15 protein-coding genes and 1 pseudogene are annotated in these 17214 nt (G+C 45.6%); 9 read left to right on the forward strand and 7 right to left on the reverse strand.

Translation table 11 applies throughout. From position 1 onward, the window contains the following. Positions 1-18 precede the first annotated feature (18 nt). From BACPLE_RS10125 to BACPLE_RS10140, 4 genes are read left to right on the forward strand one after another with little or no spacing between them, the layout of a single operon-like run. Positions 19-1362: a glutamate synthase subunit beta gene (locus tag BACPLE_RS10125; protein WP_007561518.1), complete on the forward strand. Its 1344-nt coding sequence runs from the start codon at positions 19-21 to the stop codon at positions 1360-1362. A 37-nt stretch (positions 1363-1399) separates the two neighbouring features. Beyond that, positions 1400-3070, forward strand: a complete 1671-nt coding sequence (gene asnB / locus BACPLE_RS10130) for an asparagine synthase B (RefSeq protein ID WP_007561520.1) — start codon at positions 1400-1402, stop codon at positions 3068-3070. 14 nt (positions 3071-3084) lie between these two features. Continuing rightward, a complete protein-coding gene (gene dapF, locus BACPLE_RS10135) occupies positions 3085-3891 on the forward strand; it encodes a diaminopimelate epimerase (RefSeq protein ID WP_007561522.1) in 807 nt (268 codons plus the stop codon). A 12-nt stretch (positions 3892-3903) separates the two neighbouring features. Beyond that, complete coding sequence (locus BACPLE_RS10140) at positions 3904-5139, forward strand: LL-diaminopimelate aminotransferase (RefSeq protein ID WP_007561524.1); 1236 nt, start codon at positions 3904-3906, stop codon at positions 5137-5139. A 13-nt stretch (positions 5140-5152) separates the two neighbouring features. On the opposite strand, the gene BACPLE_RS10145 is transcribed toward BACPLE_RS10140, so the two are convergent. The 3 genes from BACPLE_RS10145 to BACPLE_RS10155 all read right to left on the reverse strand — a co-directional run bounded on the left by BACPLE_RS10145 (position 5153) and on the right by BACPLE_RS10155 (position 8059). Then, the gene (locus tag BACPLE_RS10145; RefSeq protein WP_007561526.1) at positions 5153-5833 is read right to left on the reverse strand and encodes a hypothetical protein; all 681 of its coding nucleotides are present in this window, start codon (positions 5831-5833) and stop codon (positions 5153-5155) included. A 16-nt stretch (positions 5834-5849) separates the two neighbouring features. After that, the gene (locus BACPLE_RS10150; protein WP_007561530.1) at positions 5850-6557 is read right to left on the reverse strand and encodes a hypothetical protein; all 708 of its coding nucleotides are present in this window, start codon (positions 6555-6557) and stop codon (positions 5850-5852) included. A gap of 140 nt (positions 6558-6697) precedes the next feature. After that, positions 6698-8059, reverse strand: a complete 1362-nt coding sequence (locus BACPLE_RS10155; RefSeq protein WP_007561531.1) for a tetratricopeptide repeat protein — start codon at positions 8057-8059, stop codon at positions 6698-6700. Positions 8060-8371: 312 nt separating this feature from the next. Here BACPLE_RS10155 and BACPLE_RS10160 point away from each other — a divergent pair, with 312 nt between their 5' ends. The 4 genes and pseudogenes from BACPLE_RS10160 (at position 8372) to BACPLE_RS19620 (ending at position 10502) form a co-directional block, all read left to right on the forward strand. Next, positions 8372-8902 carry a hypothetical protein gene (locus BACPLE_RS10160; RefSeq protein WP_007561533.1) on the forward strand — a complete coding sequence of 177 codons (531 nt, stop codon included), beginning with the start codon at positions 8372-8374 and terminating at the stop codon, positions 8900-8902. 10 nt (positions 8903-8912) lie between these two features. After that, positions 8913-9461 (forward strand): helix-hairpin-helix domain-containing protein, encoded by a 549-nt coding sequence (locus BACPLE_RS10165; protein ID WP_007561535.1) that lies wholly within the window; start codon positions 8913-8915, stop codon positions 9459-9461. An 18-nt stretch (positions 9462-9479) separates the two neighbouring features. After that, positions 9480-10010 (forward strand): annotated as a pseudogene (locus BACPLE_RS19575) (GNAT family N-acetyltransferase); the annotation flags it as partial. 63 nt (positions 10011-10073) lie between these two features. Next, entirely contained in the window at positions 10074-10502 is a 429-nt protein-coding gene (locus tag BACPLE_RS19620) for a GNAT family N-acetyltransferase (protein ID WP_218958597.1), read from the forward strand. A 210-nt stretch (positions 10503-10712) separates the two neighbouring features. Here the strand turns inward: BACPLE_RS19620 and BACPLE_RS10175 are convergent, their stop codons facing one another. The 4 genes from BACPLE_RS10175 to BACPLE_RS10190 form a co-directional block, all read right to left on the reverse strand. After that, complete coding sequence (locus tag BACPLE_RS10175) at positions 10713-12902, reverse strand: glutamine synthetase III family protein (protein WP_007561539.1); 2190 nt, start codon at positions 12900-12902, stop codon at positions 10713-10715. A 51-nt stretch (positions 12903-12953) separates the two neighbouring features. After that, the gene (locus tag BACPLE_RS10180; protein WP_007561541.1) at positions 12954-14348 is read right to left on the reverse strand and encodes an ammonium transporter; all 1395 of its coding nucleotides are present in this window, start codon (positions 14346-14348) and stop codon (positions 12954-12956) included. Positions 14349-14393: 45 nt separating this feature from the next. Continuing rightward, the gene (locus BACPLE_RS10185) at positions 14394-14750 is read right to left on the reverse strand and encodes a P-II family nitrogen regulator (RefSeq protein ID WP_007561542.1); all 357 of its coding nucleotides are present in this window, start codon (positions 14748-14750) and stop codon (positions 14394-14396) included. A 108-nt stretch (positions 14751-14858) separates the two neighbouring features. Beyond that, positions 14859-15560 (reverse strand): hypothetical protein, encoded by a 702-nt coding sequence (locus BACPLE_RS10190; RefSeq protein ID WP_007561544.1) that lies wholly within the window; start codon positions 15558-15560, stop codon positions 14859-14861. A 364-nt stretch (positions 15561-15924) separates the two neighbouring features. Here BACPLE_RS10190 and BACPLE_RS10195 point away from each other — a divergent pair, with 364 nt between their 5' ends. Continuing rightward, positions 15925-17145: a hypothetical protein gene (locus BACPLE_RS10195; RefSeq protein WP_007561548.1), complete on the forward strand. Its 1221-nt coding sequence runs from the start codon at positions 15925-15927 to the stop codon at positions 17143-17145. The last annotated feature ends 69 nt before the right edge of the window (positions 17146-17214 follow it).

Here is a 17214-nt window from a genome sequence, read left to right on the forward strand (position 1 = left end):
CAGTAAAAAACTAGATATATGGGAAATCCAAAAGCATTTCTGACCGTTCCCAGACAAGAAGCCGGATATCGTCCGGTACACGACCGTATCATGGACTTCAGTGAAGTGGAACAGACGTTGAACACAAGCGAGCGAAAGCTCCAGGCATCGCGGTGTATGGACTGTGGGGTACCTTTCTGCCATTGGGCATGCCCGTTGGGCAATCGTCCTCCGGAGTTCCAGGATGCCATGTACAAGGGAAAATGGAAAGAAGCTTATGAGATACTTACCGGAACCAATGATTTTCCGGAGTTCACTGGCCGTATATGTCCGGCATTGTGTGAAAAGAGTTGTGTGTTGAAGTTGAGTATGGATGCACCGGTAACCATTCGTGAAGATGAAGCCGCTATCATTGAAGCTGCTTTTCGTGAAGGGTATGTACAGCCTCGTCAATATGAACGAAACGGGAAGTCTGTGGCTGTCATCGGTTCCGGACCTGCAGGACTGGCGGCTGCCAATCAGTTGAACCGCAGAGGATATACGGTGACGGTGTTCGAAAAACTGGAATACGTGGGAGGCTTGTTGCGGTTTGGTATTCCGAATTTTAAGCTCAGCAAGTCGGTAATCGACCGCCGTGTGGCAGTGATGGAAGCAGAAGGAATCACTTTCAAGGTTAATGCCGATATCGACGTGACAAACCTTCCCGAAGGATTTGATGCATACTGTATTTGTACGGGTACGCCGCAGGCACGCGATTTGAATATCCCCGGACGTGAACTGAAAGGTATTCATTTTGCCATGGAGATGCTGGCACAGCAGAACCGCGTGCTGGCTGGGCAGCATATTTCGGAGGAGGAACGCATCACGGCAAAAGGCAAACATGTGCTGGTAATTGGAGGTGGAGATACGGGTAGTGACTGTATCGGTACAAGTAACCGTCAGGGAGCACTCAGTGTGACGCAGATTGAAATTATGCCGAAACCTCCTGTAGGTCATAATCCGAATACTCCGTGGCCGCAGTGGCCGGTGGTTCTCAAAACCAGCAGCAGTCATGAAGAAGGATGCATACGTCGGTGGAGTCTGACTTCCAACCGTTTCCTGGAAGAAGACGGGAAAGTGTGCGGTGTAGAAGTGGAAGAAGTGGAATGGACTCCGGGAGCCGAAGGAGAACGTCCGGTGATGAAGCTAACCGGCAAGAAAGAAATTCTGAAAGCCGATTTGGTATTACTGGCAATGGGATTCCTTCGTCCGGTACAACCCGAATTCCCGGCAAATGTCTTTGTGGCCGGTGATGCAGCTACCGGAGCCAGTCTGGTTGTGAAGTGCATTGCAGGCGGTCGGAAGGCCGCAGCCGACATTGATGCATATTTAAGCCGAAAATAATTGATTTCATACAAAATATAAATACAACTTTACGATTATGTGTGGCATTGCAGCTATTTTAAATATCAGAAAACAGACTCCAGAGTTGCGTGAAAAAGCATTGGCCATGGCTCGAAAGATTCGTCATCGTGGTCCCGACTGGAGTGGAATTTATTGTGGGGGATCGGCTATCTTAGCGCATGAACGTTTGTCGATAGTAGACCCGCAGAGTGGCGGACAGCCTTTGTACTCACCCGATAAGAAAGTGGTACTGGCCGTGAACGGCGAAATCTACAATCACCGTGAGATTCGTAAGGAGTATGCCGGAAAATATGATTTCCAGACAGGAAGTGACTGTGAAGTAATCTTGGCGCTTTATAAAGAATACGGAATACATTTTCTGGAGAAGCTGAATGGTATTTTTGCATTCGCGCTGTATGATTCAGAAAAAGATGAGTTTCTCATCGCTCGCGACCCTATCGGCGTAATTCCACTTTATATTGGTTATGACAGCGATGGCAAAGTCTATTGTGCCAGCGAACTGAAAGCGTTGGAAGGTTTTTGTGAACGCTATGAACCCTTTTTACCCGGACATTGTTATTATAGCAAGGACGGGAAGATGACCCGCTGGTACGTTCGTGACTGGACTCAGTATGAGGCAGTAGCTGATGCTCCGGCATCGGTAAGTGCTTTGCGGGAAGGCTTGGAAAAAGCCGTACGTGAGCAACTGATGAGTGATGTACCCTACGGTGTATTGCTTTCAGGAGGGCTGGACAGCTCGGTCATTTCTGCTATTGCCAAGCGTTATGCAGCCCGTCGTGTGGAAACGGATGGAAAGATGGCGGCATGGTGGCCTCAGCTTCATTCCTTTGCCATTGGTCTGGAGGGAGCCCCCGATTTGGCCAAGGCACGTGAAGTGGCTGATTTCATCGGTACCGTGCACCATGAAATTCACTACACCATTCAGGAAGGTCTCGACGCACTTCGCGATGTGATTTATTACATTGAGACTTATGATGTAACGACAGTTCGAGCTTCTACACCTATGTACTTGCTGGCTCGTGTCATCAAGAGTATGGGTATCAAGATGGTGCTTAGCGGAGAAGGAGCAGATGAGATTTTTGGTGGTTATCTGTATTTCCACAAGGCTCCCGATGCACGGGCTTTCCATGAAGAAACTGTGCGTAAATTGTCCAAACTTTATTTGTACGATTGTTTGCGGGCCAATAAATCATTGGCTGCCTGGGGAGTAGAAGGACGTGTGCCGTTCCTGGACAAGGAGTTTTTGGATGTGGCCATGCGGTTGAATCCGGAAGCCAAGATGTGCCCCGGAAAAACCATCGAAAAGAAAATCGTACGCGAAGCTTTTGCCGACTTGTTGCCTGAAAGCGTGGCATGGCGTCAGAAAGAACAATTTAGTGACGGTGTGGGATACAGCTGGATTGATACGCTGAAGGAATTCACGTCAAAAGAAGTATCCGACGAACAGATGGCGCATGCGGCTGAACGTTTCCCGGTGAATCCTCCCCGCAACAAGGAAGAGTACTACTATCGCTCTATTTTTGAGGAGCATTTCCCGAGTGAGAGTGCGGCTAAGAGTGTTCCCAGCGTACCGAGTGTGGCTTGTTCTACAGCGGAGGCACTGGCTTGGGATAAAGCTTTCCAGCATATCAATGAGCCGAGCGGACGTGCGGTAACCGATGTACATGAAGAGGGATACAAAAACTAAACTGATTATCAGATATGAAAATAGAATTTACAAAGATGCATGGTCTGGGTAATGATTACATCTATGTGAATACGATGAAATACCCGTTGACTAATCCGGAAGAAAAGTCCATAGCCTGGAGCCGTCCTCATACGGGGATAGGCAGTGACGGACTGGTGCTGATTGGCGATTCGGACAAAGCTGATTTTAGTATGCGTATTTTTAACGCGGACGGTTCTGAGGCCAAGATGTGCGGAAATGCCAGTCGCTGTATCGGGAAGTATTTGTATGAATATGGACTGACTACGAAGACGGATATTTTGCTGGATACGCTTTCCGGTATCAAGGAACTGCATTTGCAGGTGAAGGAGGGAAAGGTAGAGTCTGTTCGGGTAGATATGGGAATTCCTGCCGATATTCACTGGGTGGATTTGGGTGATGCTTATCCCTTTCGGAAAGGGGTAGCAGTGTCAATGGGAAACCCTCATCTGGTTATTTTTGTAGATAAAATGGAAGAGGTGGCTCTTGCGGAAGTAGGACCGGTGCTTGAACGTCATCCGCTTTTCCCGGATCGGGTAAACGTAGAGTTCGCTCAGGTATTGAATAAAGAAAACATACGCATGCGGGTATGGGAAAGAGGATCCGGTATCACACAAGCTTGTGGTACGGGAGCATGTGCTACCGCTGTGGCAGCAGCCTTTTCCGGACAATGCGGCTCCCATGCAACAGTCTGTATGGATGGAGGTGACCTGACCATCGACTGGGCAGGAGAGGGGCAGCATTTGTATATGACAGGACCCGCAGTAAAAGTATTTGACGGAACAATCGAATTAAAAGAGTAAGACAAGATATATATGATACAAGTAAACGATAATTTCATCAAGTTGCCCGGAAACTATCTGTTTTCGAGCATTGCTAAAAAAGTGAATGCCTTTAAATCGGCTCATCCGGAAGCCGCACTTATCCGATTAGGAATTGGCGACGTGACTCGTCCGCTTCCACCGGCTTCTATCAAAGCCATGCACCGTGCGGTAGACGAACTGGCCGATGCCGGAACCTTTCATGGATACGGTCCTGAACAAGGATATGATTTCTTGATTCAGGCTATTCTGGAACATGATTACCGCTCGCGTGGAGTAGAATTGCGCCCGACAGAAATTTTTGTGAGTGACGGAGCTAAAAGTGACACCGGTAATTTTGGAGACATTTTAGGCACAGGCAATAAAGTAGCGGTAACGGATCCTGTGTATCCGGTGTATATTGACAGTAACGTCATGGCTGGGAGAGCTGGAGAATTGCAGGCAAACGGGCAATGGAACCGTCTGACTTATCTTCCTTGTACGGCAGAAAACCATTTTATACCTTCTTTCCCCCAGGAGCCGGTAGACATGATTTATTTGTGCTATCCGAACAATCCGACGGGAACGACACTGACCAAAGCCGAATTGCAGAAGTGGGTGGATTATGCTTTAGAGCACAAAGCGTTGATATTATATGATGCGGCTTATGAAGCTTACATTCACGAAAGTGATGTGCCACATTCTATTTATGAGATAGAAGGAGCCCGCTCTTGCGCCGTAGAATTCCGCAGCTTCTCCAAGACTGCTGGTTTTACCGGAGTGCGTTGCGGTTATACCGTGGTGCCGGAAGAAGTGAAAGCCATGACGGCTTCAGGCGAACAAGTAGCTTTGAATCATTTGTGGAACCGTCGGCAGTGTACGAAGTTCAATGGTACCAGCTATATCACCCAGCGAGGAGCAGAGGCCATCTATACCGCCGAAGGACAAGCTGAGATAAAGGAAACCATAGCTTATTATATGGAGAATGCCCGTTTGATGCGTGAAGGATTGCATGCTGCCGGATTTACACTCTATGGAGGAGTGAATGCGCCTTATATTTGGGTAAAGGCACCCGAAGGACTGGATTCATGGAGCTTCTTTGAAATGTTGCTTCACGAAGTCAATGTGGTAGGAACTCCGGGAGTTGGATTTGGACCAAGCGGAGAAGGATTCCTGCGACTGACAGCCTTTGGTAAACGTGAAGATTGCCAGGAAGCTATGAACAGAATAAAAAACTGGGCCGGACGTTAATCCGACCCAGTTTTTAAAACCGCCAGCCTATCCCGATTGAGAGTGAATGAAAAAATGGGCACTTCTTTCCGAGATTCAGCATGTTTCCGTCGAAAACGGTTTCCCGGAGGCCCGAGTAAGGGTCAAGGTTAGAGAGGGTGTATCCCAGAGAGATTATCAGGCTTTCTTCTATTTCCAACGAAACGGAAGTTTTCAGCTGAAAGGATAAAGGCTCCGCACGGGAAGTTGTGATTTCTTCATAGTGGTGGGGAGTCCATACACCTGTAGAGTTTGGGAAATAGGCCAGGGTTATATGTTTAGTGGGTGGAAACGAACAAGTGATGCCTGGACTGAATGTCAGGTACAAGGCATATTCCCGGTCATGTCCTAATATCCACGAAGGCGTGTAGAATTGTGGCGCAATTCTGCATGCGAGGTGGGTGGACAGAACCTTTTCGTCGTTCAATTCAAAGCGGAATTTTTTATCAGCAGAGACACCATTGAGATGGATGTCATCCAAACTTTTGCTAAAAAGAAAGCTGACTCCGATGCCGGCATACTTGAAAGGCTGGAAAGTGACAGACGGCTCTACCTCCCATCTGCTGTAATTGTCCAGTGCGCCCTCCAGTTGTATTTTCCAAAGTGGGCGTTTTTCAGTCTGACCATACACAGACAAGCTACAGATTAGCAAAATGATTACAAAAACTCCTCTCATTTTAAGCTATGTCTTGTTATTTCACCGTTACTTCTTTCTTGTCGTAGAAAACCAGTCTGATTTCTCCTTTGGCAGGAGCGTCATTGTCTTTGGTTTCCAGTTTCAGGATGCGTTTCAGCGTAAGCATATATTTTCCTTTCGGCACATTCTTAAACGAAACTCCGTCACGGCTTTCATTTAATGTACCATAATAAGCGGTATATTCCTCCAAATGAGAGGGATTGTCCAGCGTGGCCTCCAGTTCTTCATTGGACGCGATTTTCTCACCCTTCCATTCAACCATTTCCTGATTGGCAATCGTGGTAAGTTCCGAAGGAATATGTATCTCATTAATCCATTCCTTGTAGACATAATTGGTCAGCATACGGGTTTCTTGCTGCCGTTTGCGTTGGAACACGAATGAGACTTGTTCGTCTTTTCCGAGTGACAGTGAATAGGAATAACCGAATATTGTATTCCCATCAAAATAATGGTATTCCATCTCTTTGCCATTGGCCATGATGGATGCTCCGCCTGTAAGCTTGATTTCTTTCAGGGGTACGTCTTTCTCTGGGGAGAAACGGGCGTAGGCCAGGGTAGGCTGTGAATCAGAAAAAGCCACCAGGTAGCTTTGATAAATGGCTACATTGTCTGGTAGATTTTCTGAATTTTCTTCACTGCAAGATGCCGTGAAGAAAATCAGTAAGCCGTACATCATCCCATAAAGTAGTTGTTTCACTTTCATGAGTCGCGTATGTTTAAATAGATTTACGGCTGCAAAGGTAAAGTGAACAGATGGAAGTCAGGGAAAAATCTGATGTACACAAGCGAAGATTAATCTATTGGAAATTAGATGGTTGATAGTTTTTATGATGTACATGACACTTAAAATGCGGTGATAAACTCATCAAAGCTGCTATTTTCGATGTGCATTTTCTCCTTTAGTCTCATTTTCCGGCGCGAGATGCTTCCTTTGGCAATATGGTAAATTTCGGACAGTAATGACAAGGGAAGATCCATCTTTACCAGACAGCAGAAACGAAGTTCTTCTTCTGTAAGTTGCGGGTAACATTCCTTCAGTCGTCTGGTAAATCCGTCGAAGCAAGTGTCCGCGTTTTGCTGAATGATTTCCCATTCCTCTTCCGTTAAGTGAAGTGCGCCTTGCGAATTCCTTTTCCGCAACAGAGAAGGAAGCGTGATGGCATTCAGTTGCCGGTAGTAGGCCACGCTTTTATTCAGCCGGTCAATTTCCTGCTGTTTCAATTTCTCCTGTTCGTGAGCCAGTGCCACTTCCGCTTCTTTCCTTTTCAGCGTTTCTTCCATGCGCATCCACTGGGTAGTCTTTAGTTCTTCTGTCAGCTTTTGTTTGTGTACGCGGATGCGGTGAAGAAGTAAAAGCAGGATAAGAATCACTACGCCTAAGGTGACCGCAATCCGGTAGAAAACCAGTTTGTGGTGTGCTGCCTGCATCTCTGCTTTGTTGGCCCGTTCGCGTTGCAACTTGTATTCGTGCATATCCTGTATCTTTTCGATGACCATTTCTTTTCGTTCGGCACTTAACGAGTCATGCGACAGAATGTATTTTCGCATGTAGATGTTTTCCTGCTTCTCATTCTGTTTCTTTCCGTACATTTCGAACAGACGACGGTAGGCTTCCGTACGTTGTTTTAAGGAGGCATCAGACAAAAAAGGCAGGATATGATGCGTGGCCGAGTCAGCTTGCAGAAGAGAGGCAAAAATGTACCCTTTCTGAAGGTACAAGGCGGCAGCTTCCTTGTCCGGCAGATTTTGGCGAATGGCGTTATTGATGTAATGGAAGGCACTGTCCGTCTGTCCTTGCTCTAAATAAATGCGGGAAAGATAAAGTTCACTTTGTGCGATGGAGGCTGGAGTTCCGGAAGGCATATAAGCAAGTGCTTTCTGAAAGAATTCTTTAGCTTTTTCCGGTTGATGCGGCAGGTAAAGCATGGCTTTCTCCTGCCATAAATTCGCATATACGGACGAGTCGTTCAGACATTGCGCGATGTCTTCCGCAGCGTCTAAGAAATGAGCTTCTTCCTGATTTTCTCCTTTAAAACGGCTGATGCGGGCCTGTTCAAGATAAATCCTGAACTGCAACAGGCTATCGGTATGAGTATTTATTTCTGTAGATTCAGGGGAAGGTGCTTCAGTTGGGGAGGTACACGAAAAAACGTATACTCCCACGGCGAGTATCCCTATAATGATGAAATATCGGAGTACAGACATAGGTTAGTCAGGCTAGTTAGTTTGGTGCGAAGATACTAAAAAATGCCTTTGAAATGTATATTTTCTGAATAAATAAAGAAAAATTGGGGCTTTTTAAGCACAAGGGAAAAACGTACTTACGTTTGATAGAGAATGCAAATGCGTTTGGATTCAAACGCAAGTACGTTTTACTTAAGAAGCTTAGGCGTTTGAGTTGAAATGTACTTGTGTTTTTTTGAGGGGTAAATGTGAAAGAAATAGTGGCTTGTTTGTTATTCTGTTTCTTATTGTTTAGATTTGCTCTTATTGCATATAGAAACATAGTAAAACGAAATGGAACATTTGCAGGATAGGCTGTCCAAATGGCAGGTAATGGCTTTGTCTCGCGAGTTGCATCATGATGAGGCTGGCATCGGTAAGTTGTGTGACCTTATGCTTTATGCGGAAGATGCACAGTCGGCATACAATGCGGCATGGATACTGTATTATTTACCGGCAGAAGACAAAAGACTTTATGTCTCTCCCTTTTATGATAAGATTGCAGACTGGGCAATGAAGCCTTGTTTGCATATACGTCGGGGACTTGTTCTTTCTATTCTGATTGACTTGTCTACGAAGCAGAACTTCAGGACGGACTTGTTTGATTTTTGTCTTGCCCATGCTGTCGACAAGAAGGAATCGGACAGCAGCCGCTCGATGATGATAAAACTGGCTGCAAAAATGTGCCGGTTTGTTCCGGAACTGGCAAATGAACTAGTGGCCTGTCTTGATATGCTGGAATACGAAATGATGCCAAGCATCGTAGCAGCCAGGAGAAATGCAATGAAAGTAGTCGAATCGCTGAGAAAGAAAAATGATGAATAAAAAATAAGATATGACTAACAACCAGGAAAAATCTTCTTTACGAAAAATCCCCAATGTAGGTTCACAGACAGAACAAGACTTGATAGCCATGGGGTATACCTCTATCGCATCGCTGAAAGGAAAGAAAGCGGAGGATTTGTACGAGGAAGAATGCCGTTTGCGTGGGTGTACGATAGACCGCTGTCAGCTTTATCTGTATCGGGCTTTAGAGTATTTTGTTCATACGGAAAACCCGGATAGAGAGAAATGTAAGTGGTGGTATTGGAAAGATGATTATTTTTATCCCTCTCCGTGTGGAGCAAGGTGTGTGGACTGTGCGTCATTCCCAAAGGAATGCAAAGGATGCAGAAAGATAAAAGGTAAGGTGTTCTGGCTTCAGTATACAGGTGATGCGGTATGTCCCATTTGGAAATGCTGTAAGGAACAAAAGCGGGAAAATTGTGGGGGATGTCCGGATTTACCTTGTGGTCGTTTTATGAAAGATCCTTCCATTTCGGATGAGGAAAATGAAGCCAATTTGAAAAAGATGATAGCTAATCTTGCGGCATATAAAAAATAAAATATAACTCACATAATTATGGAAACAGAAAGACTGATACTCAGGCCGTGGCGTGAGGAAGATGCCCTTTCACTCTATAAATATGCCAAGAATCCGGCTGTAGGGCCGATTGCCGGTTGGCCACCGCACACGTCTGTAGAAAACAGCCGAGAGGTGATACGTGATATTCTTTCAGCACCGGAAACTTATGCGGTAGTGTTGAAAGAAATCAATGAACCTGTTGGCAGTGTGGGCATTATGTTTGGAGACAGCGTACACAGCGCTGACATGCAGGAAGGAGATGCAGAGATTGGTTATTGGATTGGAGTTCCTCATTGGGGAAAGGGGCTGATTCCGGAGGCCGTCAATCGCCTGTTGAGGCGTTGTTTTGAGGAACTGGGAGTAAAACGAGTGTGGTGTGGTTATTATGACGGAAATACCAAATCTCGCCGAGTAATGGATAAATGTGGTTTCAAGTTCCATCATACGGAAGAGGGCAAACTTTCTCCATTGGGTGATGTGCGGACAGAACATTTTACTTTGTTGACGAAAGAAGATTTTCTTAAGGAAAATTGTAAAGAAACAAAGCTTGTTTATGCTTTACGTCCGCTTGAAGAAAAAGACATTCCGGAAATGCAGCACTTGTTCCGTTCTACAGTGCTTAATGTGAATTTGAGGGACTATACAAAAGAAGAGGTAGCAGACTGGGCTTCTTGTGGTGATGACTTGTTGCACTGGAAAGAACTTTTGTCTCAACATCATTTTATTGGGGCTTTTGATGAACAAGACAATATGGCTGGTTTCTCTTCTATGAATAAAGAGGGATATTTGCATTCCATGTTTGTACACAAGGACATGCAGGGCAGGGGAGTAGCTACTCAGTTGCTTTCGGAAGTAGAGAAGATGGCCAAAGCGTATGGAGTTACTGAAATTACCTCGGAGATCAGCTTGACTGCAAAATCGTTTTTTGAACAAAAGGGATACAAAGTGGTTAAGTCTCAAAAGTGCAGAGCCAATCAGCTGGAACTGACAAATTTCGTCATGTGCAAGCGGCTTTTTTAATTTGCGGAAAAGGCCACGTTGTAGGAACTTTTTGAAAGCCGCTTGAATAAGTTTATAGAGAATACGCGAAAAGGGCTTCTCTACGGGGAATGGAATGATAATGGGAGATTATAAATAGAGTAAGAAAACGCAGAGGCCACGACCTTCACGGTCGCGGCCTCTTTCTCAAACAACCAATAAGAAATAAGAGATAATCCTTTAGGGGATGGATTATCTGATGAACAGCAGTTCTCTGTATTTGGGTAATGTCCACATCTGATCATCCACAATTAGTTCCAGTTTGTCGATGTGGTAGCGAATCTGTTCCAGCATCGGAGTAATCTTGTCGTGATATTCGATGGCTTTTGCACGTTCGTCTACAATCTTGTTGGCAACTTTTCGGGCTTCTACCATGGTATCTACGTGTTCTTTGATGTAAGAAGTGTGTTCTGCAATCTTACGGATGATGGCCATGTTTTCAGCAGACAGCTTTTCGGCCTCTTCTGTAGGGAAGATTTGCTTCATCTTGTAGACATTGTCAATCAGTTTGCTTTGGTATTCAATGGCTACCGGAACTACGTGGTTCATTACCAGGTCGCCCAAAACGCGAGCTTCAATCTGGATTTTTTTGGTATAGGTTTCCCATTTCACTTCGTTGCGTGCTTCGAGTTCCTTGCGGGTCATGACACCGGCAGATTCGAACATGCGTACACTGTCTTCTGTCAGATACTGGTCGAAGATGACCGGACAGCTGGTTTCGCAGTCCAGACCACGGCGTGCAGCTTCTTCTTTCCATTCGTCGCTGTATCCGTTGCCGTCGAAGCGGATGGGTTTGCTAATCTTGATGTATTTACGGATCACCTGAATGATGGCCGAAATCTTCGGTTCACCTTTCTCAATCAGTTCGTCCACTTCTTTCTTGAATTCGGTAAGCTGTTCAGCTACGGCTGTGTTCAGGGCAATCATGGCGCTGGCGCAGTTGGCCTCAGAACCTACGGCACGGAATTCAAAGCGGTTGCCGGTGAAGGCAAATGGTGAAGTACGGTTACGGTCGGTATTGTCAATCAACAGTTCCGGAATCTGCGGAATGTCGAGTTTCATACCGTGTTTACCTCCTAAGGCAATCAGTTCGTCGGTTGAACTGTCTTCCATGTGGTCGAGTACTTTGCTCAACTGGCTGCCTAAGAAGGAAGAGATGATGGCGGGAGGTGCTTCGTTGGCTCCCAGACGGTGTGCGTTGGTTGCACTCATGATAGAAGCTTTCAGCAATCCGTTGTGGCGGTACACAGCCATCAGGGTGTTTACGATGAATGTGATGAAACGCAGGTTCTCTTCTGGAGTCTTTCCCGGAGCCATCAGCAGAGTACCGGTATCTGTACCGAGTGACCAGTTGTTATGTTTACCGGAGCCATTGACACCCTTGAAGGGTTTTTCGTGTAGCAGTACACGGAATCCGTGTGTGCGGGCTACTTTTCGCATCAATGACATGATGAGCATGTTATGGTCTACTGCCAGGTTACATTCTTCGAAAATCGGAGCCAATTCAAACTGGTTAGGAGCTACCTCGTTATGGCGTGTCTTCACCGGAATTCCTAATTCGAGTGCCTGGATTTCAAGGTCTTTCATGAAAGCTGCCACACGGGTAGGAATAGCGCCGAAGTAATGGTCTTCCAACTGCTGATTCTTAGACGCTTCGTGTCCCATCAGTGTACGTCCTGTCAGCAACAGGTCTGGACGTGCGGCATACAAACCTTCGTCTACCAGGAAGTATTCCTGTTCCCATCCCAAGTAAGCCATCACTTTTTTTACATTCGGGTCGAAATAGTGGCAAACGTCTACTGCCGCTTTGTTGACTGCACGGAGGGCTTTCAGAAGCGGAGCCTTGTAGTCGAGTGATTCACCGGTATAAGCGATAAAGATTGTCGGGATGCACAAGGTGTCGTCTACCACGAACACAGGTGAGGAAGGATCCCATGCGCTGTATCCGCGAGCTTCGAAGGTGTTACGGATTCCGCCGTTCGGGAAAGATGAAGCATCCGGTTCCTGCTGTACAAGGAGCTTTCCGGAGAATTCTTCCATCATGCCACCTTTTCCGTCGTGTTCTACGAATGCATCATGCTTTTCGGCTGTTCCTTCTGTCAGTGGCTGGAACCAGTGAGTATAATGGGTAGCACCCAGTTCGCTGGCCCATCGTTTCATACCTTCGGCTACGGCATCGGCAATCTGGCGGTCGAGTGCTGCGCCATTATCCATGGCATCAATCAATCGTGCAAATACCGTAGAAGGCAGGTATTTAAACATCTTTTCTCTGTTGAATACATATTTACCGAAATATTCTCCCGGTCTTTTGTCAGGGGTAGGTACTTCCATGGGTTTAGCTTGGAAGGCCTTTTCTACAACTCTGAATCTTAATGTTGACATGTGACTGTAAATTTTTATTGGTTATTTATTGTTAGTAGTGAATGTTCAGTTTTAATGGTTATAAGCTGATTCTCCGTGTTCGTAAATATCCAAACCTTCTTCTTCGATTCTGGCTGGAACGCGCAGACCGTGAACTTTGTCGAGGACTTTGAAGATGATGTATCCCATCAATGCGGCCCATCCACCGACGATGATTACACCGAAAATTTGTGCACCGAGGAATCCGAAGCCACCTCCGTAGAATGTGCCGCCTTCTACGGCAAACAGACCGGTAAGAATGGTTCCGAGGCTGCCGCATACACCGTGTACGGAAGAGGCACCTACAGGGTCATCAATTTTCAGACGGTGTTCAATAAATTCTACAGCGAAAATCATGACAGTTCCGCAGATGGCTCCGATAAGAGCGGCTCCCATAGGTGATACCAGGTCGCATCCGGCTGTTACACCGACGAGTCCGGCAAGGATACCATTGAGTGTGAGAGAGAGTGACGGTTTACCATATTTAATCCAGCTTACAATCAAGGCAAGGAATCCTCCGGTACAAGCTGCCAGATTGGTGGTAAGGAACACGTGTGAGATGGCTGTCTGGTCACCGTATCCGGCTGCTGCAAGCTGTGAACCCGGGTTGAAACCGAACCATCCGAACCAGAGGATGAATACACCCAGGCAAGCAAGTGTCAGGTTGTGGCCGGGGATGGCTTTTGATTTTCCGTCCTTTCCGTATTTGCCCAAACGCGGACCAAGAATGGCGGCACCGACCAATGCAATCCATCCACCTACAGAGTGAACCACAGTTGAACCGGCAAAGTCATGGAATGTATAACCGAACACAGACATCATGAATGAATCCGGATCTGCGTTTGAAAGCCATCCTCCTCCCCAGGTCCAATGACCGGAAACCGGATAGATTAATACACTGATGGCTATCGTGTAAGCCAGATACATGGAGAATTTGGTACGTTCGGCCATGGCACCTGACACAATGGTAGCAGAAGTGGCACAGAATACGGTCTGGAAGATTAGGAAACCTTCAATAGGTAATCCGTTTTGAATGATATTGTCCATGGCATCCAGGTCGAAAAGGTGTGGAGTACCGAATACATTTCCTACACCGAACATCAGTCCGAAACCGATAAACCAGAACAGAATGGAACCTACCATAAAGTCCACCAGGTTTTTCATCAGGATGTTGGCTGTGTTCTTGCTGCGGGTAAATCCGGCTTCAACCAGAGCAAAGCCCGGCTGCATGAAAAATACCAGCATGGCAGCCAGTAACATCCATACGGTGTTAAGTCCGGTAGATAATTCCGCTATCTTGTCAGCGTTGCTAACCTCTTCAGGTACAGAGGTCTGCGCTGTTGTAATCAATGGAAACAGAAGTAAGAATAAGGGTATGAGGATTTTGCGGTATGCTGCTGTGTGCACACCTTCTGTAAGTCGTTTCATAATTTTTACCTATTAAGAATTAATACCTGAGTTGATTTTCCGGGATTATTTTTCCTGTTCCGCATTATAAAGCGAAATATCGCCACGTTCGCCTGTACGGATACGGATGGAGTCTTCTACGGGGATGATGAAAATGCGTCCGTCACCTATCTCACCGGTATAAGCGGCTTTCATGACGGCTTGTACGGTCTTTTCCACATTCTTTTCCCTCACCACGATGGAAATCAGGATTCGTTCGATGGAACTGGTATCATATACTACCCCACGGTAAATACGACCTTCGCGGGTTTTTCCGACACCTCTTACTTCATAGTAGGAGAACCATTCGATGTCGGCGGCCAATAATGCCTCCTTTACTTCTTCGAATTTGGTTCTACGGATGATTGCCTCAATCTTTTTCATAATAAATTGTATTTGTATTTTGTATTGTTTGTTATCCTGTGTAATCTTTTTTGCCTCTTGAAATCATTAATCCTATTGATGTTGTATTTGTATTGTAGTATATTTTTGTCAGAAACTTATGCCAAACACAAAGTAAGCTCCTTCTGTGGCCGGATTCCAAATAGCCTGGGCAAATATAGGCAGCGAGTAGGAATCTGTGATTTTGATTTCCTTGCTAGCTCCGAGGCATATATTTGAAACTTCAAATCCGCTTGCCCCATTGTTATAGAAGCTGGTTTCCCATGGAGTAGCACCTATTTCTGCCGACCAGTCCAGACCACCTAACTTGAAGGGGGCTGCGATGCTGAAGTAGGAAGAATAAGCACGGTTACCGTTTGCTTTTACACCATCAGCTCCAGCAAAGTTTGTATACCAGTTCACGGCTAAGGGACCGAAATCGTAACCGACTTGCGCTTCGAACACATGTGAAGTGTTGTGGGTACCATAGTGAAAATACTCAGGACCGCCATCAAACCAATAATCAGTGACAGATACGCTGAATCCTCCTGTACTGTATCCTAAAGTAAGGTCGAATTCCTTGGTGTCTTCTTTATCCAGTCCGACAGAACCCCAGCCTGAAAGGGAGAAACCTTTGTAGGATACGGAAGCAGAGGGTTGGATGCTCACATTTCCTAAATCCTGTCCACGCCAGATGTATCCGCTTACAAGATCGGCTCCAATGTCAGCTTCTACTTTGTCTTGTGCCATTGAAATGACTGGAATGCCTGTCATTAAAAGCAGTGCGATTCCGGTGAGTTGCATTCTTTTCATTGCTTTCGTGTTTTTAGTTAATGTTTAAAACTCTTTACTTTTAGTTGTATTGTCTTTTTGTATTGTATTTAGTTGTATTTTCTTTCTTTTTGTTTTATCGATATGCAAATATACTTTCTTTTAGCTGTTCTTAAGCATAAAAAGGTGTACTTTCTTCTTTTATATTTTGTGTAGTGCAAAATTACTTGTTTTTACCCTATTTTAGGTTTAAGTTTGAAATATTTTTCATTGATTTTTCGCGAATTTGTTTTCTCGGCAGAAAACTTTCAGAGAAAAAATATTCTTCTTTCGATGATGAAGAGGAGGAAGTTAGGGATACGGAACTGTTTTTTCGTATTTTTGTAGGGTTTTAATTGAGAAAAGCATGTTTCCAAACGTATATTTGTTTAATCCGGATTATGATATGGCGATGGCCAATTTCACTCCTTATTATAAATCTCCTGCAGAGATTGTGCGTATGATTGCGGATTTATCTGCTCTTCCATGGTGGTTTGCTGAAGAAGGAAGTTGTGTGAAGGTGGAGAATATGGCTCTTGTATCTCTTTTGAAGAAGCAGTTGAAAGAGGTGTGTGGAGGAAGCATGGAGATGGAAAGAAGGCTCGATGGGTTATTGCCGCGTGCAGCTTGGACGGCAGAATGGCCTTCAGCTCGTTATATCCCCTGGGGGTGGACACCTGCCTTGGTGCACCGGCTCAGACAGGAAGGAGTAGAAGAGCGCTTTTTGCCTTCGGAAGATGCTGTCAGGCGTTTCCGTTTTTTTTCGTCTCGTCAGCGTTGTCTGGAGGTATTGCCTGAATTAGTGAAGATAGATGGGACTTGCGGGGAGATGAAAGCTTGTGTGTCTCTGGTTGAACTGGAAGCGTATCTTCAGGAAAGAGGAGAATTGGTATTGAAAGCTCCATGGTCGGGAAGTGGGAGAGGGCTACTGAAAGTATCTTCTGCCAGTTGGAATGCGCAACTGGCTGGGTGGGCCGCACGTATTCTGAGGGTACAGGGAGTTGTAATGGCAGAGCCCATTTATGATAAAGTGGTTGATTTTGCGATGGAGTTTTATGCGGAGAAGCAGAATGGAGTCCGTTTTGCCGGTTATTCTTTGTTTGAAACAGATGCCCATGGAAATTACAAGCTTAATCTTCTGTTATCAAATACAGAAATTGAGCATCGGTTGTCAGCGTATGTATCTCGGGAGATTCTACATGAAGTAAGAAGCTGTCTGCTTTCCGCACTTCAACGGCTGTTGAAGGATGATTATGAAGGGTATTTGGGGGTAGATATGATGATTTGCCGCCTTACAGAAGAGTTTGTGGTACATCCGTGTGTGGAAATTAATCTTCGCATGAATATGGGAGTGGTGTCTCGCCTGTTCTTTGATCGTTATGTCTCTCCTTCTTCTTCGGGACAATATGTGGTGGAGCATTATGCAGCTGAGGGGGAAGCTCTGGAAAATCATCACAGGTGTTTATCTGCCTATCCGTTAAAGATTACTCAAGAAGGGCGTATCCTTCAAGGGTATTTGCCACTGACTCCAGTACAGGCAACTACACATTATCAGGTGTATGTGGTGGTGAACAATATGGGGTTGTAAAGAGGTTTTTGTTCTTTAAAATAAAAAGACAGACCGTTTTGATGCTTTCACATTCAAAACGGTCTGTCT

The organism is Phocaeicola plebeius DSM 17135 (assembly GCF_000187895.1).
In the GTDB taxonomy this organism is placed as follows: domain Bacteria; phylum Bacteroidota; class Bacteroidia; order Bacteroidales; family Bacteroidaceae; genus Phocaeicola; species Phocaeicola plebeius.